Origin of the sequence: Flavobacterium rhamnosi, from assembly GCF_048286515.1 — a bacterium.
Lineage (GTDB): Bacteria > Bacteroidota > Bacteroidia > Flavobacteriales > Flavobacteriaceae > Flavobacterium.
The window spans coordinates 231,817-255,908 of sequence record NZ_JBLVPS010000002.1 but is presented as its reverse complement, the minus strand read 5'-3'; the positions used below and the strand labels follow the sequence as shown (position 1 = coordinate 255,908).

The following is a 24,092-nucleotide window of genomic DNA, read 5'->3' as shown; positions in this document are numbered from 1 at the left end:
TTTTTTAATAGATTCAAAATAATTTTTTAAAATCTTTTCCATGCAACACATTCAGCCCAACAGGATTTTTAAAAGAACACTGACAGTAGTCTGTTTTTGTTTTTCTTTTTCAGCAGTGCTAGCCCAATATCCAGAAATTCCTATCCCGCTTCAAGCTAAAACAGATTCGATTTTAGCGCAGGAAGAAGTGCGATTAAATACAATTTGGAAAGATAATTATGCCGCTATACAAGAAGATGCAAAGCATGGCAGACCTTATTTGCCATGGGCTTCATATCCTAAAGATTTCGTACCGGCAGAAATCCCGGCTTTCCCTGGAGCCGAAGGCGGAGGTGCCTTCACCCAAGGCGGTCGAGGCGGTAAAATATTTGTAGTAACCAGCTTAGAAGATAGCGGTAAAGGCACCTTTAGAGAAGCTTGTGAAGCAGTGGGTGCGCGAACAATCGTATTCAATGTTTCTGGAATTATTCGATTAAAAAAACGCATCAGTATGCGAGCGCCTTATGTTACTATAGCAGGACAAACTGCCCCAGGTGACGGTATTTGCGTAGCTGGAGAAAGTTTGGAAGTAGATACACATGATGTTATTATAAGACACATGCGCTTTAGAAGAGGGGCAACCGATGTTACCCGAAGAGATGATGCACTCGGGGGTAACCCAATAGGAAATATTATTATAGATCATTGCTCGGTAAGCTGGGGGCTGGATGAAAATATTTCAATGTACAGACATCAGTTTAAAGCGAATGAAAAGTCAGAATTGTTAAAATTACCAACTTGTAATATTACCATTCAAAACACTATTTCCTCTGAAGGTCTGGACACCTATAATCATTCTTTTGGAAGTACAATTGGTGGTTTAAATAGTACTTTTATAAGAAATTTATGGGCAGATAATATTTCCAGAAATGCTTCGATTGGGATGTACGGTGATTTTAATTTTGTAAATAATGTAGTATTCAATTGGTGGAATCGTTCCTTAGACGGAGGAGACTACCGTTCGCTGTTTAATATTATCAATAATTATTTTAAGCCAGGACCTATAACTCCGGAAGACAAGCCAATTCGGTATCGAATCTTAAAACCGGAATCGGGGTATATGAAGCCAAAAACTTTTGGAAGAGCGTACGTTTCAGGGAATTACATAGACGGAGTTCCGGAAGTTACGGCAGATAATTGGAATGGCGGAGTGCAATTAGAAGATCTTTCATTAGAAGAGGCTAAAGGATATTTAGAAGCTATCAAACAGCCAAAACCATTTGCAATGCCGCAACTCACTATCATGAAGGCAGAAGAAGCATATGAATTTGTATTGAACAATGCAGGGGCAACATTGCCAAAAAGAGATGCAGTTGATGAAAGAATTATTAAGCAGGTTCGTACCGGAAAAATAGAATACAAAGAAGGACAGGAAAATGCCATTGGTAAGGAATTCATCAAAAGAAGATTGCCGGCAGATTCTTATAAAAAAGGAATTATTACCAGTATAGATCAAGTTGGCGGTTATCCGCAGTACAAAGGGAAGGCTTATAAAGATTCAGATAATGATGGGATCCCGGACAACTGGGAAAAAAAATACAGTTTGAACCCAAAAGATCCGGCAGATGCCAATAAAGATTTGAACGGTGATGGGTATACCAACATTGAAAAATATTTTAATGGTATAGATCCCACGCAAAAAACAGATTGGAAGAAAGTAGAAAATAATGCCGACTCACTTGCAAAATTGTCTGCGGGACTAGTACAATAATTTCAGTTAAAATAAAAGTTAACCTGTTAAATACCACTTTAACGTGAATTTTAATCAATTAAAAAATACAATACTTTCAAAACAGGATATACTAGTTTTATCCTGTTTTGTTATGTTTTTTACCTTTAGCAAAAGCAGTGCCCAAAGTACTTACCCGGATATTGTAAATGCTAAAAATGGAGGTATAAGCTATAGCGCTGATACGGCAGGAAATCGAATTCCCGATTTTTCCTATGCGGGGTATATGGCTTCGGAAAAACAGATTCCAACGGTGGCAATTCAGATTTTTGTACCGAAACAAGAAGGTGATGCGACTCAAAAAATACAAGCAGCACTGGATTACGTAGGCAATCTCAAACCAAACAAATCAGGTATTCGAGGTGCTGTGCTTTTAGATAAAGGTACGTTCGAAGTTAGCGGTACTTTATATCTCAAAAAATCAGGTGTGGTGTTGCGCGGAAGCGGAAACACCGAAAACGGAACACTACTTTTAGGAACAGGTGTTAAGCGGGAATCTTTAATCAGAATTCTTGGGGTAGACGATAAAAAAGAGGGCGAGACATTGGATTTTGAAACTACTTTTTCTCCACTTGGAACCCAGAAAATTCAATTAAAAAACGCAGTTAAACTAAAGCCTTCGGATGAAATTAGCATCAGTAGGCCTTTAACCGATATTTGGATTAAGGAATTGAAGATGGAAGAGTTTGGAGGAGAAACGTCTTGGATAGGTTGGAAAGCGGGCGATTGGAATATGACCTGGAATAGGGTTGTAACCACTATAAGCGGCAATGAAGTTACATTGAATGCCCCCTTGACAATGGCTTTAGACGATGCCTATGGAGCTTCAAAAGTAACAGTATATACCTGGTTGGGTCGAATTCAGCAGGTTGGGATCGAAAATATACTGCTTAAATCAACATACAATTCTTCAAATTTAAAAGATGAAGAACACCGATGGCTGGCGATCAGCATGGAAAATGTAAAGAATGCCTGGGTAAAACAAGTGAATTTTAAGCATTTTGCAGGGGGAGCCGTTTCGTTGCTAAAATCTGCCCAACAAATTACAGTGGAAGATTGTATGGCTACAGCCCCTATTTCAGAAATCGCAGCCTTTAGAAGACATACCTTTTATACCGAAGGGGAACAAACATTATTTCAGCGTTGTTATTCAGAATACGGTTATCATGATTTTGCCGTAGGTGGTTATGGTACAACGGGCCCGAATGCTTTTGTACAATGCGAGTCCCATTTGCCATACAGCAACAGTGGAGCGATTGGCAGCTGGGCTTCGGGAGTGTTATTTGATATTGCTAACATAGATGGTGCAGCGTTAAGTTTTAATAACAGAGAGCAAAATGGAAGAGGAGCAGGATGGACAGCCGCAAACAGTGTTATGTGGCAGGCATCAGCTTCAAAAATAGAATGCTATAGTCCGCCAACAGCTCAAAACTGGGCTTTTGGAGTTTGGGGACAATTTGCAGGTAACGGTCATTGGAAAGATGTAAACAGCCATGCAAACCCCAGAAGTTTGTTTTATGCACAGTTAGAAAAAAGGCTGGGGAAAATTCCCGTAAACGCTTATTTGTATGATATAGGTTCAGAACCTTCCTCCAGCCCAACAGTAGAACAGGCCGAAGAATTGACTAAAATTGCGGTTGATACCCTGATGAGTTTACCCCAATGGATAAACGAGGTTTCTAAATTAAATCCTATTGCAACAGACGCTTCTGGCGTAAAAAAGAGTACTGATTTAAAACAGAGCACCAATCAAAAAGACACCAAAAGCCTTTCTAAAGTAAAAATAGATAATGGATGGCTTACGTTTGGAGAAAAACTGATCGCAGGTAAACAAGCTCCTGTTATGTGGTGGCGCGGCAGTCTTATAGACGATGATGTTAAAAAGTCATCTCCACACCTGACCCGATTTGTTCCGGGAAGAAGAGGAACGGGACTTACCGATAATATTAACGAGGTCGTGGATTATTTAAGCGCTAATAATATAGTGGCCCTGGAACATAATTATGGATTGTGGTATGACCGCCGAATGGATGATCATGAGCGCGTGCGTCGTATCGATGCTGATGTTTGGCCACCGTTTTACGAGCAGCCTTTCGCCAGAAGTGGTGACGGACTGGCTTGGGATCACCTGAGCAAATATGATTTAACAAAATACAATGCCTGGTATTGGGATCGTTTGGCTCGTTTTGCAACTTTAGCAGAACCGAATGGACAATTGCTGATAAATCAACAGTATTTTCAGCATAATATTTTAGAAGCGGGAGCGCATTGGTCCAGTTCTCCCTGGCGTTCGGCCAACAATGTTAACGGTACCGGTTTTCCAGAACCACCTCCGTATGCAGGGGACAAGCGTATTTTCATGGCCGAGCAGTTCTATGATGTTACCAATCCGGTGAGAAAAAAATTGCATCAACAATTTATTAGAAAAGCATTAGCGAATTTTGAAAATAACAGCAACGTAATTCAGCTTACAAGTGCTGAATATACAGGGCCGCTTCATTTCATGCAATTTTGGCTGGACGAAGTTCAAAAATGGAAAATGGAAACGGGCAAAAATCAAATAATAGGATTAAGTGCTACTAAAGATGTTCAGGATGCAATTTTGAATGATTCCCAAAGACTAAAAACAGTTGATTTAATTGATATTCGGTATTGGTATTACAAAGAAGATGGAACAACTTATGCTCCTCAGGGAGGTCAAAATTTAGCGCCACGCCAGCATGCCCGAAAAATAAAAACAGGAAAAGAAACGGATGATCAGGTTTACAGAGCCGTTCGGGAGTATCGTGAAAAATATCCTGACAAAATAATTTTGTATTCTACCGATGGTTCACCAAGATTTGGCTGGGCTGCGTTAATGGCCGGAGCATCACTTGCTGCCATTCCTAAAATTGAGCTTCCGGAGTTTTATAGTGCTATTCCCACTATGAAGTATGCGCAGGGAACTACATTCTCAGACCCGCTCTGGAGGCTGGAAAACAAAGGTAAAAGTTATCTGATCTATGCAAAAAAGGCACAAGATATTGCCATAGACTTAAGCGATTATAAAAGTGAATTTTTGGTGTATGGCATTAATTCCAAAACGGGAATCGTGACCAAAAAACAAACCATTCGTGGTGGAAAAAGTGTTACAATTTCAACTTCTGATACTTCAGAAAATATACTATTTATTCTAAAAAAATAATTTCAAAATGATTAAAAGACAAACGTACGGATTTGCATTTTTTATAAGCTTTTTGCTGCTTTTTGCTGCATGCAACGGGTATAAAAAAACAGCTGGAAACACCACTTCGAAAGGGGGATTCGAGTTGCCAAAACTTAAAATTTCAAAGAACCAGCATTATTTTGTTACGCAAGACGAGAAGCCATTTTTCTGGCTGGGTGATACAGGCTGGTTGCTGTTTTCAAAATTAAAAAGAGAAGAAGCAGCACAGTATCTGGAAGACAGAAAGCAAAAAGGATTCAATGTGATACAAGTGATGGTAATACATTCAGTAGATGCGGTGAATGCTTACGGAGATAAAGCACTTGAGGATCAAAAATTATCAAAACCTGTTGTAACTCCGGGGAACGATATTAAGGATGCAACGCAATATGATTTTTGGGATCATGTCGATTATGTCGTAAAACTTGCCGAGGAGAAAGGCTTGTACATCGCGATGGTACCAGTATGGGGAACTAATGTGAGTGAAGGAAAGGTAACCAAAGAAGAAGCTAAAATTTATTCCGAATTTTTAACCAAACGATACAAAGACAAAAGCAATATTATCTGGCTGAATGGTGGAGATACTTTTGGAAATGAATTTACGGACGTTTGGAATACCATCGGAGAAACCATAAAACAGAACAATCCTGATGTGATTCAGACTTTTCATCCAAGGGGCAGAATGACCTCTTCGGATTGGTTTCATACGGAGTCCTGGCTGGATTTTAATATGGTACAATCAGGACACAGACGTTACGATCAGGACGATTCAAAAAGAGCGTACGGGCAAGACAACTATCGCTATATAGCGACAGATTTTAATTTGAAGCCAACAAAGCCTACCCTAGACGGAGAGCCATCATATGAAGGAATTCCGGAAGGTTTGCACGACACCCTGCAACGCAACTGGAATCATGACGATGTAAGACGTTATGGCTATTGGTCTGTTTTTGCTGGAGCTGCGGGTTATACCTACGGACATAATGCCGTAATGCAAATGCATAGGAAAACAGATAAGGCAGCTTATGGCAATAAAGCCTTATGGACGGAGGCCCTTGATGCTCCAGGAGCAAAACAAATGCTATACATTAAGAAATTAATGCTCGATTTTCCGTACTTGGAGCGTGTTCCTGATCAGTCATTAATTGCTGATCAAGGCGAAAAATACGATTATTTAGTAGCAACCAGAGGAAAAGAGTATGCTATGGTCTATACCTATAATGGCAGGAAAATTGTTTTAAACATGGGTAAAATTGATGGTGATCAGGTGGCGGCAAGCTGGTATAATCCACGCAATGGCAAAACCACTACAATTGGAAATCTGCCCAATAAAGGCATTCAGGAGTTTCAACCTTCCGGAAGTAAAGAAGATGGGAATGACTGGGTACTTATTTTAAAATCCAAAAAATAAATTATGAAAATCAAACAGATCTATTTGATTATTTTATTCTGCTGTATTGCAGGATTGAATACTGTTTTTGCAGCGAACGACGGCTGGATAAATATCCTGAATGAAGGCGGAAACAATAAAGGAGTAAAATGCACGGAAGCGATTCAGAAAGCAATTGAAAAAGCATCTAAAAATGGAGGCGGAACTATTTATTTTCCTGCCGGAGAATATTTGACGGGAGCCCTAAAATTAAAAAGCAATATCACGATTCATTTAGAAGCAGGAGCGCTTTTAAAATTTTCAGACAATTTTGATGATTATTTGCCTTTTGTTGAAGTGCACTGGGAAGGAACCGTTATGAAAAGCTTTTCCCCTTTACTATATGCTAAAGATGCTGAAAATATAACCATTACCGGAAGAGGCACAATTGACGGACAGGGAAAAAAATGGTGGTTAGACATGTATGCTATCGAAACTGCCAAGGTAAAATTACCGCCCAACCAATATCAAAAAATGTGGAAAGCACAAAATGAGGGATTGGAAACAGCACCCTACTATCAAAGAACAATGGATCTGATGTTTTTCCGTCCGCCATTATTTCAAGCTTTTCGCTGTAAGAATATTTTGATTGAAGGGGTGACGATTCAGAATTCTCCTTTTTGGACCATAAACCCGGCGTTTTGTGATAATGTAGTTATAGATGGAGTTACGGTTTTTAATCCGCCATCCCCTAATACAGATGGTATCAATCCGACTTCTTGCAAGAATGTACGTATCTCCAATTGCCATATTAATGTGGGGGATGATTGTATTACGATAAAATCCGGTAGAGATATGGATGGCAGAAAATGGAATGTTCCGACCGAAAATGTGACGATTACCAATTGTACCATGTTAAGTGGTCATGGTGGAGTTGTAATTGGAAGCGAAATGTCGGGAGGAATAAAAAAGATCACCATTTCCAACTGTGTTTTTGACGGAACTGACCGTGGAATCAGACTGAAATCGGCTCGTGGAAGAGGCGGCGTAGTAGAAGATATTCGCGTGGATAACATTGTGATGAAAAATATTAAAGAAGAAGCTATTGTTATGGATTTGTTTTACGACAAATCAAGTACAGCAGAACCGGTTTCTGAACGAACTCCAATTTTTAGAAACATTCATATCAGTAATGTAACGGGTGTAAATGTAAACAGAGCAGGTGTTATTCGAGGAATTTCTGAAATGCCGATTCAAAACCTTACTTTTTCAAATATAAACATGGAAGGTAAAGAGGGCTTTTCCGTTACTACAGCTAAAGATGTTGAATTTCATAATGTAAAAGTAACTGCAAGCATAGGGTCATCCTTTGAAATAGAAGACTCACACAACATTATTTTGGATAATGTGGGAACTGCTGCACCCCTTAAAAATACCCCGGTTGTAAAATTGAAAAATACACATAACATGATGATAAATAATAATTTTCCAATGTTTGCTACCGATATTTTTATCGAAGCAGATGGAAAAGGAACAAAAGATATTTTTCTTAAAAACAATGTGTTCCATCATGTATCCACTGTTGTGAAAAAAGGAAAAGAACTGGATAAAAAAGCAATTGTTGAATAGCAGCCTTATTGAATTATGACCATGAAGAAAATATTCGCCATTATATGTATTGCAGTACTCACTGTGAGCTATTCTCAGAAAAAAAAGGAAATATTTCTATTTACTTCTTTTAGAGAACCGGCGACCGAAGGTTTGTACCTGGCGTACAGTAAAGATGGGTACAATTGGAAAGGTCTTGAAGGTTCTTTTTTGAAACCAGAAGCAGGCGCGAGCAAAATCATGCGGGATCCTTCTATCGTAAAAGGGGCGAACCATACCTATCACATGGTTTGGACCACGGATTGGCGTGGCGGAAATGGTTTTGGATATGCCAGTTCCAAAGATTTAATTCATTGGTCTAAGCAAGAATATATTCCGGTTATGAAAAACGAGCCTGAGGCTGTAAATGTCTGGGCTCCCGAAATTTTTTATGATGATGTTAAAAAGAATTACATAATTATTTGGGCCTCTACCATTCCGTTTCGATTTGAAAAAGGGCAGGAAGAGGAGCAAAATAATCACCGCATGTATTATGTAACGACGAAAGATTTTAAAACTTTTTCGGATGCCAAATTGTTTTATGAACCCGGTTTTAGCGTCATAGATTGTGTTATCGTAAAGCGCGCCAAAAAGGATTATGTTTTGGTGTTGAAAGACAACACCAGGCCGATGCGCAACATAAAAGTTGCCTTTGGGAAATCGCCATTAGGGCCATTTGGCAAAAGCTCCGAACCCTTTACGGCTTATTTATCAGAAGGACCGACAGTGCTTAAAAAAGACAATAAGTGGCTGATCTATTATGACAATTATGGCGAAAAGAATTACAAGGCCTCAAGCACTTCAGATTTCATGAATTTTGAAGATGTTTCTTCGAAAATAAAACTTCCGGAAGGTCATAAACACGGTACAATTGTTACCATTTCAAAGAAAGTTTTAAAAGGATTAATTGAAAAAGAAAATTAAGAATAATGATTGCATTCCAAAAAATAAAACACACTATTGTCATAACAGGTACTATTTTGCTAACGTGTGGAGCTGTTGATGCTGCACTGGCACAAGACACGGTACGTTATGTTGGTAAAACACTTTCTAATGTAGATTATCACCATGGACAATTGAGTCCTGCCGTTGGTGTACATGCCACCCAGATTATGCGTGCCAGCAGAGAACATCCGGAGAAAGCAGATGGTTTTGGCTGGACTTACAATCATGCTACCAATATGGCGTACTGGAACAATACTTTTTTTGTGCAGTATTTGAGTGATCCGACAGGAGAACATATCCCGCCGAGTCAAACCTTATTAATGACTTCAAAGGATGGTGAAAAATGGAATAAACCCACCGTGCTTTTTCCTATTTACCACATTCCGGACGGTTGGAAAAAAGAGGGTCGGGAAGGGGTTGCCAAAAACCTGGATGCAATAATGCACCAACGAATGGGATTCTTTATATCTTCAGATAAAAGACTGCTTACCCTGGCGTATTATGGTATTGCCATGGATGAAAAAGACGATCCCAATGATGGGAAAGGAGTCGGCCGTGTAGTGAGAGAAATTCATAAAGATGGCAGTTTTGGCCCTGTTTATTTTATCCGTTACAACAAAACCTGGGATCAGTCTAAATCGGCATTCCCATTTTATAAAAAAAGCAAAGACAAAGGATTTGTAAAAGCCTGTGATGAATTACTTTCTAAGCCCCTGATGATGCAACAATGGGTAGAAGAAGCCGACAGAGACGATCCTTTGGTGCCACTAAAAAAACAATTTAAGGCGTTCAATTACTACCATTTACCAAATGGAAATGTAGTGGGCCTTTGGAAATTTGCCCTTACTTCCATTAGTAAAGATCAGGGGAATACTTGGGAATATGCTCCGGTTAGAGCGCCTGGTTTTGTCAATAGCAATGCTAAAATTTGGGGGCAAAAAACGGCTGATAACCGATATGCAACAGTTTACAATCCTTCAGAATACCGTTGGCCATTAGCGATTTCAACAAGTGATGATGGTTTGAATTATAAAGATTTATTGTTGGTTCACGGAGAAGTGAGCCCAATGCGCTACGGTGGAAACTACAAATCCTACGGGCCACAATATGTGAGAGGAATTCCTGAAACGGATGGAACTCCGCCAGATGGTAAGCTTTGGGTAAGTTACAGTGTGAATAAAGAAGACATTTGGGTAGCCTCTATTCCAGTTCCGGTGGTTGGCACTGTTACAGAAGATGTAAAAGATGTTTTTAATGAACTTCCAGGTGATACGGAATTAAAGATGTGGAATACCTACAATCTTTCCTGGGCTTCTGCCAAAGTTGAAAAGAAAACCGATGGAAAAAAATGGTTGACATTAAGAGACCAGGATGCTTTCGATTATTCCCGCGCGGAACGTGTTATTCCTTTTGCAGCCAAAATGGAAGCTACTTTTACCGTGATGCCGGAACAGAATAATCATGGCTTGCTGCAAATTGAATTTCAAAACAAACAAGGACTTCCTGCCATTCGATTGATTTTTGATTCCGATGGCGTTTTAAAAACAAAAGCGGGTGCCCGATACAATAGTATAAGCAAATATGTAGCCGGGACAGCCTATACTATCACGGTTAAAATAAATGCAAAAACACGTTCGTATACCGTAAAAGTAAATGAAGATAAAGAGTCGACTAAAATATTTTATGCACCGGTAGATGGTTTTGAACGCATTATGTTCCGCACCGGGGAGCAACGCTTTTCTCCAAATGCAGATACTCCAGCTGATAAAGACGATTATGATGATTTGCCGGATGCCGGTAAATTAATTCCGGAAGCGGTATTTAATATTAAATCACTGACCACCAAAAGGCTACACTAAATATGAAGTTTTTCAACAAAATACTGTTTTTATGTCTTTGGCTCACCGTTAGCACCAATGCACAAACGCTGGCAGAACATCTGACTTCTGAAATGGCTGTAAATCCGTTGGCTTTAAGCCAACAGAAGCCGAGACTCAGCTGGCAATTGGTGTCAAAAGGATTAAATGTGTCGCAAACCGCCTACCAGGTATTGGTGGCGTCTTCTGAAGAGAAACTTCAAAAAAATGAAGCAGATATTTGGGACAGTGGGAAAGTGATTTCAACTAAAAACCTCCAGATAAACTATAGCGGCATTCCTTTAAAAAGTGAAACAAAATACTTTTGGAAAGTAAAGGTTTGGAACCAGAAAAATAAAGCTTCCAATTGGAGTGGACCCGCTTTTTTCAGAATGGCACCTACTGCAGCGGATTTAAATCCAACTTGGATTGGTGCTATTACAAAAGCCAACAGTCATTTACCGGAAGGCAGAAATTTTCATGCAGTAACATTTAAAAAGGAGAAAAAAGAAGCCATAATCAAAGCCGTTGATTCTTTGGCACGTAAAAGTATTATGCTTCGCAAAGCGTTTACTGCTTCTAAAAAAATCAAAGAAGCAGTCGTTTACATTTCAGGCCTGGGACATTACGCGTTAACGATTAACAATAAAAAGATTGGCAATAGTGAGTTTGCTCCTTTATGGACGGATTATGATAAAACGGTTCATTACAACACCTATGAATTAGGCGCGCAAGAATTGCAAAACGGAGAAAATGCAATCGGGGTTCTTTTGGGCAACGGAATGTATAATATGGTTGCCGAAAGGTATGCCAAGTTCTTCGTGAGTTTTGGGCCGCCTACTTTATTTTTCAAAATGAAAGTGCTTTATGAAGACGGTTCTCAGGAAATTATAAAGTCTGATGGAAGCTGGAAGTATTCCGAAAGTCCCATCACCTACAATAGTATTTTTGGAGGAGAGGATTACAATGCAAACTTAGAACAAAAAGGGTGGAATACGGCCGGTTTTAAAGCGGAGTCCTGGAAAAAAGTGGTGCTCCAGGAAGCGCCGAAAGGAAAATTGACTTCACAAATAGCACCGCCAATTACTATTGAAAAGCACTATGGGATTAAAGAAGTTAAAACCATTAAGCCTGGGACGTTTGTTTTTAATATGGGGCAAAATCTTTCGGGATTTCCAACCATTAAAGTCACAGGAAAAAAAGGGCAAACGGTTCGTGTTTGGGTTGGAGAAGGCTTGAACGAAGACGGAACAGTTGGACAGGGAAGATCAGGAAAACCCTATTACTACCAGTACACACTAAAAGGAGAGGGGACAGAAGAGTGGCAACCTAAATTCAGTTATTATGGATTTCAGTATGTTCAAATTGAGAATGTAAATTATAAGGACGTTAAGAATGCTGATTTCCCGACAATTTTAGATGTAAAATCCAATTTCATATATAATTCTGCGGGTGAAGCAGGGATGTTTGAATGTTCCAACGAAATTTTCAACAAAGCGCATGAGCTGATCAATAATGCGATCAAAAGTAATTTTCAGAGCGTGTTTACGGATTGTCCTCACCGTGAAAAGTTAGGATGGTTAGAGGAAGCCCATTTAAATGGTCCGGGATTGATTTTCAATTACAATTTAGAAACCTATATTCCGAGCCTGATGCAAAATATTGCAGATGCGCAACGTGAAAATGGTCTTATACCGGCTGTGGTACCGGAGTATGTAGTCTTTGGCGGTGATTTTACCGACTCTCCTGAATGGGGAGTTGCCGGAGTTATCCTGCCTTGGATGTATTATGAATATTATGGTGATGCCTCTTTATTGGAAAAATATTATCCTGTAATGAAAAAGTATGTGGATTACCTTACATCAACTTCAAAAAATCACATTGTATCCCATGGTTTAGGAGATTGGTATGATTATGGCGACCATCCGGCGGGATATTCTAAAAATAGTCCAATTGCTCTTTCGGCAACAAGTCATTATTATTACGGAGCAAATTTGCTTGCAAAAGCGGCAAAATTGTTAAACAAAAAAGATGATTTTTCTACATACGAAACATTGGCGACTGCCATTAAAAATGCTTTCAATGCAGCATTTTTCAATGCAGCAACCAAGCAATACGGTACCGGTAGCCAGTTCAGTAATGCAGTACCTGTTTTTATGGATATTGTAGCGCCGCAGTACAAAACCGAGGTGATGCGTAATTTATTGGAAGATATAAAAAACAGAGGTTATCGATTAACTACAGGTGATGTTGGAAACCGCTATTTATTCCAGGCTTTGGCTCAAAATGGCGAGAATGAGGTGATGTATAAAATGCACAATCATTATGACGCGCCCGGATATGGTTTTCAGATAAAATTTGGATTGACCACCTTAACCGAACAATGGGATCCTCGTAAAGGGAATTCCTGGAATCATTTTATGATGGGACAAATTGAAGAATGGTTTTACCAAAGTTTAGCAGGAATTGTTCCTGATGCTGAAAATCCAGGATTTAAGCATTTCTTTATCCAGCCGGAAATTGTTGGAGACATGACATTTGTAAAAGCAAACTATAAATCCGTTTACGGTACTATTGCTTCGGCATGGGAGAAAAAAGAGGGTAAAGTAATCCTGGAAGTTGTAATTCCTGCCAATACAACCGCTACGGTAAAATTACCGGTTCCCAAGAATGCTGTAATAACGGTAAATGGCAAATCGTTAAAACGATTGAAACTGGATTTGAACACTGATAAGAAGGGAGAGAAATCCTCTTTTACGCTAGGATCAGGAACGTATAAAATAATGTGTACTTTATAAAACACTAAGAAAACAGCTAATGAAAATTCAAAAATTACAGTACGCAGTACTGGTGTTAATGCTTATGATGACACTTTCAAAAGTGCAGGGGCAGACATCGGATGAAAAGTACCGAAAACCAATTGTGGAAACGATAAAAAAAATCGAAGCAATCTTTAAGGTGACCGTCGAGGATAAGCGAAAGTTGTTAGATGGTAAAGAATTGAATTATGCCGACTGGCGTATTCAGCAGGGAAACTTAGAAGTTTCTCTGACCAATGTATTGGCTCCTTTTGATCTTACTTTTTACAAAGAAGCAGATTCGACCTACACCATCAGAAAATTTGAATACCATAAGGTATCCGTTTCTAAAGGACAGGATCGACTGGATTATCTTTCGGGCTTGTATGACACTGCAGAGGAGTGGGAAACCAGAAAAGCAGAACTTAAAAAATGTATTTATACGGCTATAGGACTGGATAAAGCACCTCCAACGCCGAAATCAAAGCCGATTTTAACGCCGAAAAGAAATTATGGAAATTATACGGTAGAAAATATTGCTTTAGAAATTCTTCCCGGTGTTTATGTTGCGGGATCGATGTACAAGCCGTATCCTTTAAAAGGAAAACATCCGATTATCTTGACGCCGGACGGACACTTTTTTGATGAAAGGTATAGAAAAGATGAACAGTACCGTTGTGCTATGCTAGCCAAAATGGGGGCTATTGTAGTAGGGTATGATCTTTTTGCATGGGGAGAATCAAAATTGCAATTTCCGGTAGAAACACATCAAAACAGTATTGCCGAAACAGTTGAGGTCCTGAGCGGAATTCGTATTTTGGATTATTTGTCAAAATTGAAAGAAGCCGACCCAACCCGTGTAGGTGTTACCGGTGGTTCCGGCGGTGGTTCGCATACGATGTTTTTGGCAGCTATAGATGATCGTGTAAAAGTTTCAGCTCCCGTGGTGATGGTTTCTTCGTATTTCTCGGGTGGATGTCCGTGCGAAAGCGGTCGACCAATTCATTTGTGTGGCAATGGAACCAATAATGCAGAAATCGCTTCGATGATGGCTCCAAAGCCCCTGTTGATTGTTTCCGACGGTGGAGATTGGACCAAAGACGTTCCTGAAGTGGAATTTCCTTTTATTCAGCGCACCTATGGTTTTTACAACAAAAAAGAGATGGTGAAGAATGCTCATTTTGCCAAAGAAGGACACGACTTTGGGGTTTCAAAACGGATGGCCTTATATCCATTTATGGCAGAACATTTAGGCTTGAATTTAAACAAAGTGAAGAATGCAAAAGGTGTCATTGACGAGTCAGACTGTGTGATGGAAGCTAAAGAAAAATTATTGGTATTTGGAGATAATGGCGAACGATTGCCGGCAAACGCTTTAAAGGATATTGATAAATTGTATGAGATGTTTGGAGAAAAAAATCATAAAGAACATGAAGTTAAAAAATAAAAGTACCGCTGTTTTCTACGGAATACTGTTTCTTATAGTGCAAAATTTAACGGCACAAACTACCGGTGGACTAAAACTATGGTATGATAAACCGGCAACGATTTGGAACGAGTCCCTGCCTTTAGGCAATGGCCGTTTGGGTGCGATGGTATTTGGAGATCCTGCAGTAGAGCGTTTGCAATTAAATGAGGAAACCATATGGGCTGGGTCGCCAAATACGAATGCGCATACAAAATCATTGAATGCATTGCCCTTGGTAAGACAGTTGGTTTTTGATGGTAAATATGATGAAGCTCAGGAATTGGCGACCAAAGATATAATGTCACAAACCAATAATGGGATGCCGTACCAAACTTTTGGAAGTGTGTACATTTCATTCCCGGGGCATCAGAATTACAGTAATTATTACAGAGATCTGAATATTGAAAATGCTACAGCAACAGTAAAGTACACTGTAAATGGAGTAGTGTATACAAGAGAGATTCTTTCTTCCTTTTCAGATCAGGTTATTGTAGTGAAACTTTCGGCAAGTCAGCCCGGGAGTATTACCTGTAACGTATTTATGAATAGTCCGTTTGATAAAACAGTTCCCGCTACACAAGGGAATCAAATTGTATTGTCAGGAGTTTCAAGTACCTATGAAGAGCAAAAAGGGAAAGTGAAATTTCAAGGAAGGGTCGCCGCTAAAAATACTGGTGGAGCAGTTTCGGTAAGCAATGGTATTATCAGTATTGACAAAGCAGATGAGGTGACACTTTATATTTCCATTGCCACCAATTTTAAAAACTACAAAGAGCTTACCGAAGATGAAGTGGCTAAAAGTCAGGCCTATCTGGAAAAAGCCATTGTAAAAGATTTTGCTGCAATAAAAAAAGCACATGTTGCCTACTATCAAAAATTCTTTAACAGGGTTTCATTAGATTTAGGAACAAACGATGCGATACGAAAGCCGACAAATGAAAGGATCCGTGATTTTTCTAAGCAGTTCGACCCGCAATTGGCTGCCTTGTATTTTCAATTTGGCCGTTATCTTTTAATTTCCAGTTCCCAACCCGGAGGACAGCCTGCCAATTTACAAGGAATTTGGAATGATATGATTTCACCACCCTGGGAAAGTAAATATACAATGAACATCAATGCCGAGATGAATTATTGGCCGGCAGAGGTAACCAACCTTTCTGAAATGCATGAGCCTTTTATCCAGATGGCAAAAGAATTGAGCGTTACAGGACAGGAAACTGCCAAGATGATGTATGGTGCTGATGGCTGGGTATTGCATCACAATACAGATATTTGGCGTATTACCGGCCCGGTAGATTTTGCTGCATCAGGCATGTGGCCTACGGGAGGTGCTTGGGTATGTCAGGATTTATGGGAAAGGTATTTATATACAGGAGATAAAAATTACCTGAAAGAAATTTATCCGATACTGAAAGGTGCAGCCGCTTTCTTTCTTGATTTCATGATACCGGACCCGAAAACGGGATGGTTGGTAGTAGTGCCTTCCTGCTCTCCGGAGAATACGCATGCGGGCGGTTCTGGTAAGGCAACAATAGCCGCAGGAACGACTATGGATAACCAATTGGTATTTGATTTGTTTACCAATGTCATTGCGGCAACAAAAATAGTTTCAGGAGATGAGGCCCTTTCTAAAAAGTTACGTCAGGCATTAGCTAAGATGCCACCGATGCAAATTGGCAAACACGGGCAATTACAGGAATGGATGCAGGATTGGGACAATCCTGAAGATAAACACCGACATGTTTCTCATTTATATGGGTTGTTTCCAAGCAATCAGATATCTTCTTTTAAAACTCCTGAATTGCTGCAGGCGGCCAAAAATTCGTTAAATTACAGAGGCGACGAATCTACAGGATGGTCTATGGGATGGAAAGTGAATTTATGGGCCAGATTATTAGATGGAGATCATGCGTATAAATTACTGCAGGATCAATTGCATTTAGTTACTCCCGAACAACGAAAAGGCGGTGGAACGTATCCCAATATGCTCGACGCGCATCAGCCGTTTCAAATAGACGGTAACTTTGGCTGTACTGCAGGAATCGCAGAAATGCTCGTGCAAAGTCAAGACGGAGCGTTGCAGCTTTTACCGGCTTTACCTGGCGTGTGGAAGGATGGAACTGTGAAAGGCCTGGTTACAAGAGGTGGTTTTGTGATCGATATGGCCTGGAAAAACAATGCAGTCTCGACTGTGAAAATTTATGCTAAAATAGATGGAAATTGCAGGTTGCGATTGGAAAATACGTTAGGCGCCAGTAAGGGAATTCAACTTAAAAAAGCAAAAGGAAAAAATTCCAATCCGTTATTTTTTGAGGTTGAAATCAAAGAACCGATTATCTCGGAAAAAGCAAATATTAAAAAAGCAGTGTTGCCAAAGTATATGGAATATGATGTTGCCATGAAAGCAGGGAAAACCTATACTTTTTATGCAAACTAAAATAAAAAATGAAGATAAATATGGTACCACATATCAATTATAGGAGTATAGCATTAGCCATTGTGATTTCGGCTTTGAGTATTAGTTGTACATCAACAGCGCCAATTTCGAAAAAGGGAGCGGCTGCGGTTTTGAAGCAGGATAATTTCAAGCATTATGTTGATTATTTCAACACGATGGAAGACGAAAACATAAAAGGGGCTATTCCTAATGACAGTGCCTGGGTATGGATGAAAGCCAATATTCCTTTGTTTGAATGTCCGCAACAAAATTTTGAAGAAATTTATTATTTCCGTTGGTGGTCTGCGCGAAAACATATCAAGAAAACACCACAAGGATACGCTATTACAGAGTTTTTGGTAGAACGTTCTTATGCTGATAAATACAATATGATCAGTTGTGCTTTGGGACATCATATCAATGAATTCAGATGGTTGCATAATCCGGAATACCTGGAGAGTGATGTGCATTTATGGTATAGAGGACTTGATGGTAAGCCCATGAAAAAATTAAGAACCTTTAGCAGCTGGACAGCAGATGCGTTGTACAATCGGTATTTGGTCAATAAAGATGATGCGTTCTTATTGGATATGTTTCCTGATCTGGTGTCGGAATATGCTGCATGGGAAGGCGACAGAAAACGCAAAGACGGACTGTTTTGGCAGTTTGATGTGAAAGACGGAATGGAAGAATCATTAAGTGGGGCAAGGAAGTTTAGAAATGCGCGCCCTACTATCAATAGCTATATGTATGGAAATGCAAAAGCATTGGCTGCTATAGCTAAGATTAAAGGAGATACTAAACAGGAAAAGTATTTTGCTGCCAAAGCAGATACGCTTAAAACATTGGTAGAAACTAAATTGTGGAATCCTGAAGATGCTTTTTTTGAAACATTTACAGAAAAAGACACTTTGGCAAAAGTTAGAGAGGCTATCGGTTTTATACCCTGGTATTTTAATCTTCCGGAGCAAGACAAAGGTTTTGAAAAAGCCTGGGAACAAGTAAAAGATGAAAAAGGGTTTTCAGCTCCTTTTGGATTGACAACCGCTGAAAGAAGAAGTCCGCGTTTTAGAACACATGGTACGGGAACTTGTGAATGGGATGGTGCTATTTGGCCTTTTGCCAGTTCGCAAACCTTAACGGCAATGGCCAATGTCCTGAATAACTACAACCAGAGTGTGGTAGGAAAAACCGATTATTTCAAACAGATGAATCTGTATGTAGAATCGCAATACTATCGAGGAAGACCGTATCTGGGAGAATATTTAGACGAGACGACAGGCTATTGGCTTATGGGTGACAGAGAACGCAGCCGCTATTACAATCATTCGACTTTTAATGATTTAGTGATTACCGGAGTAGTAGGATTGCGACCGAGAGCAGATGATAAAATAGAAGTAAATCCTTTAATTCCACAAGAAAAATGGGATTGGTTTTGCTTAGACAATGTGTTGTATCATGGAAATACCATCACTATTCTTTGGGATAAAACAGGTGAAAAATACCGTAAAGGAAAAGGGTTCAAAATTTTCAAAAATGGAAAAGAAATCGCTGCGTCCGAAAAACTGGAGAAACTAATAGCAGAATAAAACAGAATTTATGAGAAAGCTTTTTATAAATAGTATATTTTTTGTCACGCTGTTTTTTTCGGTTGCTGCCATAGCTCAGAACGGAATAAGTGTCAGTGACCTGCAATGTGAAATGCTGACCGATCCGGAAGGGATAGATGTGATGCAGCCACGCCTGAGCTGGAAATTAAAAGCAAATGTAAATCAGATAGAGCAAACAGCCTATCAAATTACAGTAGCCTCGACTTTAGAGAATTTAAATGCTGACAAGGGTGATTTATGGGATAGCGGGAAAGTAGAAAACGATGAATCGGTCAATATCATTTATCAGGGAAAACGATTAGAAAACAGGCAGGACGCCTTTTGGAAAGTAAAGGTCTGGACCAATAAAGGAGCAGTTAAAGCGACAAATGCTCATTTTAGCATGGGTATTTTAACGTATGCTGACTGGAAATCGACCCGATGGATTGGATATGACAAAGCTTCATTAGGGGATAGTGTTAGCCAGTTTTCAAGATTGTCAGCACGGTATTTAAGAAAAGAGCTTGTTATAAAAAAGAGCATTAAAAATGCCAAAGTATACATTATGGGCATGGGCTTGTATGAATTGTATATTAATGGTGGAAAAATTGGAGATCAGGTATTGGCACCTGTTCCGACCGATTACACCAAAAACATAAAATACAATGTTTTTGATGTGACGGCACAGTTAAAAGAGGGTAAAAATATGGTAGGGACTATTTTAGGAAACGGACGGTTTTTTACCATGCGACAGGATTTTAAACCGTACAAAATAAAAACATTCGGTTTCCCAAAAATGGCCTTGCAATTAGCGATAACGTATACCGATGGGAGCAGCGAAATTATCAGAACAGATGACACATGGAAACTGACCACCGACGGTCCTATTTTAACCAATAACGAATACGACGGAGAAGAATATGATGCCCGCAAAGAAATGAAAGGGTGGAGTACCATTAATTTTGATGACAAAAAGTGGCTAAATGCGGAATACGTTCAGGAGCCGGGCGGTTTTTATGAGGCACAGATGACCCCAAATATGAAAATAATGGGCGAGGTGAAACCAATTTCCATAAAATCAACTCCAAAAGGGACTTATATTTTGGATATGGGGCAAAATATGGTGGGTTGGCTGCAATTAAAAGTGAAAGGAAATCCAGGGGATAAAATCACCATGCATTTTGCAGAATCTTTAAAGGAAGACGGCACTTTATATACCGAAAATTTAAGAGATGCCAGAGTAACCGACGTCTATACTTTAAAGGGCGAGGGAGAAGAAATCTGGGAGCCTACTTTTGTATTTCATGGTTTCCGATTTGTCGAAGTTATAGGCTATAAAGAAAAACCTACTATTGCTAATTTCACAGGAAAAGTAGTCTATGATGCCATTAAAACCACTGGTGATTTTGAGTGTTCAGATGCTACGATGAACCAGATTTTCAAAAATGCCTATTGGGGGATCAGAGGGAATTACAAAGGAATGCCTATTGATTGTCCGCAGCGTAACGAGCGTCAGCCATGGCTTGGCGACAGAACAACAGGAGCATACGGTGAGAGTTTTTTATTCGATAACCAAACTTTGTATGCAAAATGGCTGGACGATATTAAAAATGCACAAACGGCTGATGGGGGTATCCCGGATGTTGCACCTGCATTTTGGCGTTATTACGGTGATAATGTAACCTGGCCAGGGACCTACATTACAGTGGCCGATATGCTGTACCAGCAATTTGCCGATACGAAAGTGATCGAGAAGCACTATTCATCAATGAAAAAATGGATCGTGTATATGGAAGAGAATTATCTGGTTAAAGATTTAATGACAAAAGATAAATATGGAGATTGGTGTGTTCCGCCGGAATCATTGGAACTGATTCACGCCAAAGATCCATCCAGAAACACAGATGGTGAATTACTGTCCAGTGCCTATTATTACCAGCTGTTGCAAATAATGAAAAAATTTGCGGCAATCACCACTGCTGACAGTTCTGATGTTGTGTATTACGAAAGTCTTGCACAGAAAATAAAAGCAGCATTCAATTCTAAATTCTTCAATACCAAAAATAACAGTTACGGAAATAATACAGTGACGGCTAATGTACTTCCATTAGCATTTGATATGGTTCCGAAAAACCTTGAAGAAAAAGTTTTTCAAAATATCGTGCATGAAGTTGCCGTAACCTACAACGGACATATCAGTACCGGAGTGATAGGTACCCAACATTTAATGCGCACCTTGTCTGCTCATGGAAGAACAGATTTGGCCTATAAATTAGCTTCCAATACCACGTATCCAAGTTGGGGTTATATGGCTAAAAATGGAGCGACCACTATTTGGGAATTATGGAATGGAAACACCGCAGATCCTAAAATGAATTCTCAAAACCATGTCATGCTTTTGGGTGATTTGTTGATTTGGTATTATGAAAATATGGCTGGAATTAAAAGTAATCCGGAGACTCCGGGCTTCAGGCAGATTATAATGAAACCTGATTTTGAGGCTGGACTTAGTTATGTAAATGCTTCCCACGAATCGATATACGGGCTTATCAAAAGTAACTGGAAGAAAAATAAAAACAAGTTACAATGGAGTATTACCATTCCTGCCAATACATCGGCTCTTGTTTATTTGCCAACAGCCAATGCGTTGGAGGTAAGCGTAAACAATCAAAAATTGAATGCATTATCTACATCCTATAAAACAGAAAATAACAAGCTCGTCCTTACCTTAAAATCAGGGTCGTATAGCGTAAATATAAAATAAAAAATACATTTTCAGTAAGTCGGGACAGTACAGGATACAATGCTATTTTTTAATTGTTATTTTTACACTTAATAAATAATTTTGCGTAAGAATTGTTTTTAAATATTTGAAAACCAATATATTATAATATAAAAAAAATAAATAATGAAAATAATACAAATAACTTTTATCTTTTTTGGCCTGCTACTTTTAGGAGGTTGTAAGCCTGCATTGGATAAAAAAACATGGAAAGAAGGAATTTTAGTTGATGAATTTATATATGATAAAGCACCTTATCCGTCCTGTCATGCCGCTACGATAGTGGAAGCCAGCAATGGAGATTTAGTGGCGTCCTGGTTTGGAGGTACTCATGAAAGACATCCTGATGTGACTATTTTGGTAAGTATAAAAAAGAAAAACAGTGATGCCTGGAGTGAAGGGGTACAGGTTGCTGATGGAGTGATGAAAGAAGGTCCGAGACTTCCAACGTGGAATCCTGTTTTGTATCAAATTCCGGGTGGAGATTTAATGCTTTTTTATAAAATAGGACCAAAACCTTCTGAATGGTGGGGAATGATAATGACTTCTTCGGACAATGGCAAGACTTGGTCTAAGCCAAGAAATATGCCCAAAGACTTTTTAGGTCCGATAAAAAACAAACCTGTTTTACTAAGTGACGGCACGCTCATGTGTCCCTCCAGTATTGAAGGTGACGGATGGCGTCTTCGAATGGAAACCAGTCCGGATTTCGGAAAAACATGGAAGATGGGTGATACAATAGCCAGAGGAAAAAATAAAATAAATGCGATTCAGCCAAGTATACTTTTTCATAAAGGGGGTAAAATACAGGCAATTGCCAGAACCAGAAATAGAGCTATGGCTTCTACCTTTTCAAGTGATAACGGAAAATCATGGTCTGATTTGGAGTTGTTAGACTTGCCAAATAATAATTCCGGAACCGATGCGGTTACGTTAAAAAATGGAAAACATTTGTTGGTTTATAACCATGTGCTGCCTCCGGGTGATTTGGCAAAAGGACCAAGAACACCATTGAATGTTTCCATTTCTAAGGATGGAATTCATTGGGACGCTTCCTTGATATTGGAGGATTCAAAAATCAGTCAGTATTCCTATCCTTCCATGATACAAAGCTCAGACGGAATGGTGCATATTGTATACACTTGGCGCAGACAACGTATTAAATATGTGAAAATCGATCCTAGAAAATTAGTGTCTCTTCCAATAAAAAATGGAATCTGGCCGGGAGCCAAAGAACAAGTGGTAACGCCAACGGTTAATGAAGAAGAATAACATGAATAACATGAATAACGTAAAAAACACTATGGACAGGACTAATTTCAGCATAAATGCTATCAAAATTGCAGCTATAATTTGTACAGCTATTTTTGCCGGGATGTTCAATAGTTGTGCTACTGCTCAACCATCAAAAAAGGAACAGCGCTATAAAATTGCGGTATGCGACTGGATGATCTTAAAAAGACAAAAGTTAGGTGCCTTTGGTTTGGCTAGTGAAATAAAGGCTGACGGAATAGAACTTGATATGGGTGGCTTGGGAAATAGACCTACTTTTGACAGTAAATTAGGTGATCCGGTGGAAAGGCAAAAATTCCTGGACAAGTCTAAAGAACTCGGCGTAGGAATCAGTTCCATTGCCATGTCCGGATTCTATGCGCAATCTTTTGCAAAAAGAGAAACGGTAACTCTTATGATTGAGGATTGTATTAAGACCATGAAAAACATGAATGTAAAAGTGGCCTATTTGCCATTGGGTACTGAAAGTGATTTAATTAAAAATCCGGAATTGCGTTCGGTTGTTGTAAAAAGATTGCAATGGGCAGGTAAAGAAGTGGGTAAAATAGGCGGTATCCTTGCTGTTGAAACCTCGCTTAATGCCACTGAAGAGAAAAAACTCTTAGAAGAAATAGGTTCCAGATATGTAAAAAGTTCGTTCAATTTTGCCAATGCGGCAGATAATGGAAGAGATATCAGTACCGAATTAAAAATATTGGGTAAAAAATACCTCGGGCAAATTCATGCTTCCAATACCGATAAGGTTTGGCTGGAAAAGGATAAAGCTATAGACATGCCAAAAATTAAGAGAACACTGGATGCTATGAACTGGAAAGGCTGGCTAATAGTAGAGCGCTCCAGAGATGTTACCATGGTGCGCGATGTTAAAGCCAATTACGGCGCAAACGTAGCCTATCTAAAACGTGTTTTTCAGAATAAATAAAATCTAAATACCC

General features: G+C 39.3%; 13 protein-coding genes. All 13 read left to right on the top strand.

From position 1 onward, the window contains the following. The first annotated feature begins 40 nt into the window (after nucleotides 1-40). Entirely contained in the window at nucleotides 41-1,750 is a 1,710-nt protein-coding gene (locus ACNQGN_RS02660; protein WP_417986306.1) for a pectate lyase family protein, read from the top strand. A 112-nt stretch (nucleotides 1,751-1,862) separates the two neighbouring features. Further along, nucleotides 1,863-4,952 (top strand): DUF6298 domain-containing protein, encoded by a 3,090-nt coding sequence (locus tag ACNQGN_RS02655; RefSeq protein WP_417986305.1) that lies wholly within the window; start codon nucleotides 1,863-1,865, stop codon nucleotides 4,950-4,952. Nucleotides 4,953-4,959: 7 nt separating this feature from the next. Next, nucleotides 4,960-6,384 carry a glycoside hydrolase family 140 protein gene (locus ACNQGN_RS02650; protein ID WP_417986304.1) on the top strand — a complete coding sequence of 475 codons (1,425 nt, stop codon included), beginning with the start codon at nucleotides 4,960-4,962 and terminating at the stop codon, nucleotides 6,382-6,384. A gap of 3 nt (nucleotides 6,385-6,387) precedes the next feature. Beyond that, a complete protein-coding gene (locus ACNQGN_RS02645; RefSeq protein WP_417986303.1) occupies nucleotides 6,388-7,971 on the top strand; it encodes a glycoside hydrolase family 28 protein in 1,584 nt (527 codons plus the stop codon). 21 nt (nucleotides 7,972-7,992) lie between these two features. Then, complete coding sequence (locus tag ACNQGN_RS02640) at nucleotides 7,993-8,913, top strand: glycoside hydrolase family 43 protein (RefSeq protein WP_417986302.1); 921 nt, start codon at nucleotides 7,993-7,995, stop codon at nucleotides 8,911-8,913. A gap of 5 nt (nucleotides 8,914-8,918) precedes the next feature. Then, nucleotides 8,919-10,793, top strand: coding sequence for a sialidase family protein (locus ACNQGN_RS02635; protein WP_417986301.1), 1,875 nt, complete (start codon nucleotides 8,919-8,921; stop codon nucleotides 10,791-10,793). A gap of 2 nt (nucleotides 10,794-10,795) precedes the next feature. Next, entirely contained in the window at nucleotides 10,796-13,588 is a 2,793-nt protein-coding gene (locus ACNQGN_RS02630; protein ID WP_417986300.1) for a glycoside hydrolase family 78 protein, read from the top strand. Nucleotides 13,589-13,607: 19 nt separating this feature from the next. Continuing rightward, nucleotides 13,608-15,035, top strand: a complete 1,428-nt coding sequence (locus ACNQGN_RS02625) for an alpha/beta hydrolase family protein (RefSeq protein ID WP_417986299.1) — start codon at nucleotides 13,608-13,610, stop codon at nucleotides 15,033-15,035. Beyond that, nucleotides 15,019-17,493 carry a glycoside hydrolase family 95 protein gene (locus ACNQGN_RS02620; RefSeq protein ID WP_417986298.1) on the top strand — a complete coding sequence of 825 codons (2,475 nt, stop codon included), beginning with the start codon at nucleotides 15,019-15,021 and terminating at the stop codon, nucleotides 17,491-17,493. Before ACNQGN_RS02625 ends, ACNQGN_RS02620 begins: the two co-directional genes overlap by 17 nt. A gap of 8 nt (nucleotides 17,494-17,501) precedes the next feature. After that, the gene (locus tag ACNQGN_RS02615) at nucleotides 17,502-19,082 is read left to right on the top strand and encodes an MGH1-like glycoside hydrolase domain-containing protein (protein WP_417986297.1); all 1,581 of its coding nucleotides are present in this window, start codon (nucleotides 17,502-17,504) and stop codon (nucleotides 19,080-19,082) included. A 10-nt stretch (nucleotides 19,083-19,092) separates the two neighbouring features. Then, on the top strand, nucleotides 19,093-21,846 hold the full coding sequence (locus tag ACNQGN_RS02610) for an alpha-L-rhamnosidase (protein WP_417986296.1): 2,754 nt from the start codon (nucleotides 19,093-19,095) through the stop codon (nucleotides 21,844-21,846). Nucleotides 21,847-21,990: 144 nt separating this feature from the next. Further along, nucleotides 21,991-23,136, top strand: coding sequence for a sialidase family protein (locus ACNQGN_RS02605; protein ID WP_417986295.1), 1,146 nt, complete (start codon nucleotides 21,991-21,993; stop codon nucleotides 23,134-23,136). A 10-nt stretch (nucleotides 23,137-23,146) separates the two neighbouring features. Beyond that, entirely contained in the window at nucleotides 23,147-24,079 is a 933-nt protein-coding gene (locus ACNQGN_RS02600) for a sugar phosphate isomerase/epimerase family protein (protein WP_417986294.1), read from the top strand. Nucleotides 24,080-24,092 lie beyond the last annotated feature (13 nt).

Excerpts from the sequence above, each read along its gene's own strand:
- ACNQGN_RS02660 (WP_417986306.1), top strand. The coding sequence starts at position 41 with ATGCAACACATTCAGCCCAACAGGATTTTTAAAAGAACACTGACAGTA.
- ACNQGN_RS02655 (WP_417986305.1), top strand. The coding sequence starts at position 1,863 with ATGTTTTTTACCTTTAGCAAAAGCAGTGCCCAAAGTACTTACCCGGAT.
- ACNQGN_RS02650 (WP_417986304.1), top strand. The coding sequence starts at position 4,960 with ATGATTAAAAGACAAACGTACGGATTTGCATTTTTTATAAGCTTTTTG.
- ACNQGN_RS02645 (WP_417986303.1), top strand. The coding sequence starts at position 6,388 with ATGAAAATCAAACAGATCTATTTGATTATTTTATTCTGCTGTATTGCA.
- ACNQGN_RS02640 (WP_417986302.1), top strand. The coding sequence starts at position 7,993 with ATGAAGAAAATATTCGCCATTATATGTATTGCAGTACTCACTGTGAGC.
- ACNQGN_RS02635 (WP_417986301.1), top strand. The coding sequence starts at position 8,919 with ATGATTGCATTCCAAAAAATAAAACACACTATTGTCATAACAGGTACT.
- ACNQGN_RS02630 (WP_417986300.1), top strand. The coding sequence starts at position 10,796 with ATGAAGTTTTTCAACAAAATACTGTTTTTATGTCTTTGGCTCACCGTT.
- ACNQGN_RS02625 (WP_417986299.1), top strand. The coding sequence starts at position 13,608 with ATGAAAATTCAAAAATTACAGTACGCAGTACTGGTGTTAATGCTTATG.
- ACNQGN_RS02620 (WP_417986298.1), top strand. The coding sequence starts at position 15,019 with ATGAAGTTAAAAAATAAAAGTACCGCTGTTTTCTACGGAATACTGTTT.
- ACNQGN_RS02615 (WP_417986297.1), top strand. The coding sequence starts at position 17,502 with ATGAAGATAAATATGGTACCACATATCAATTATAGGAGTATAGCATTA.
- ACNQGN_RS02610 (WP_417986296.1), top strand. The coding sequence starts at position 19,093 with ATGAGAAAGCTTTTTATAAATAGTATATTTTTTGTCACGCTGTTTTTT.
- ACNQGN_RS02605 (WP_417986295.1), top strand. The coding sequence starts at position 21,991 with ATGAAAATAATACAAATAACTTTTATCTTTTTTGGCCTGCTACTTTTA.
- ACNQGN_RS02600 (WP_417986294.1), top strand. The coding sequence starts at position 23,147 with ATGAATAACGTAAAAAACACTATGGACAGGACTAATTTCAGCATAAAT.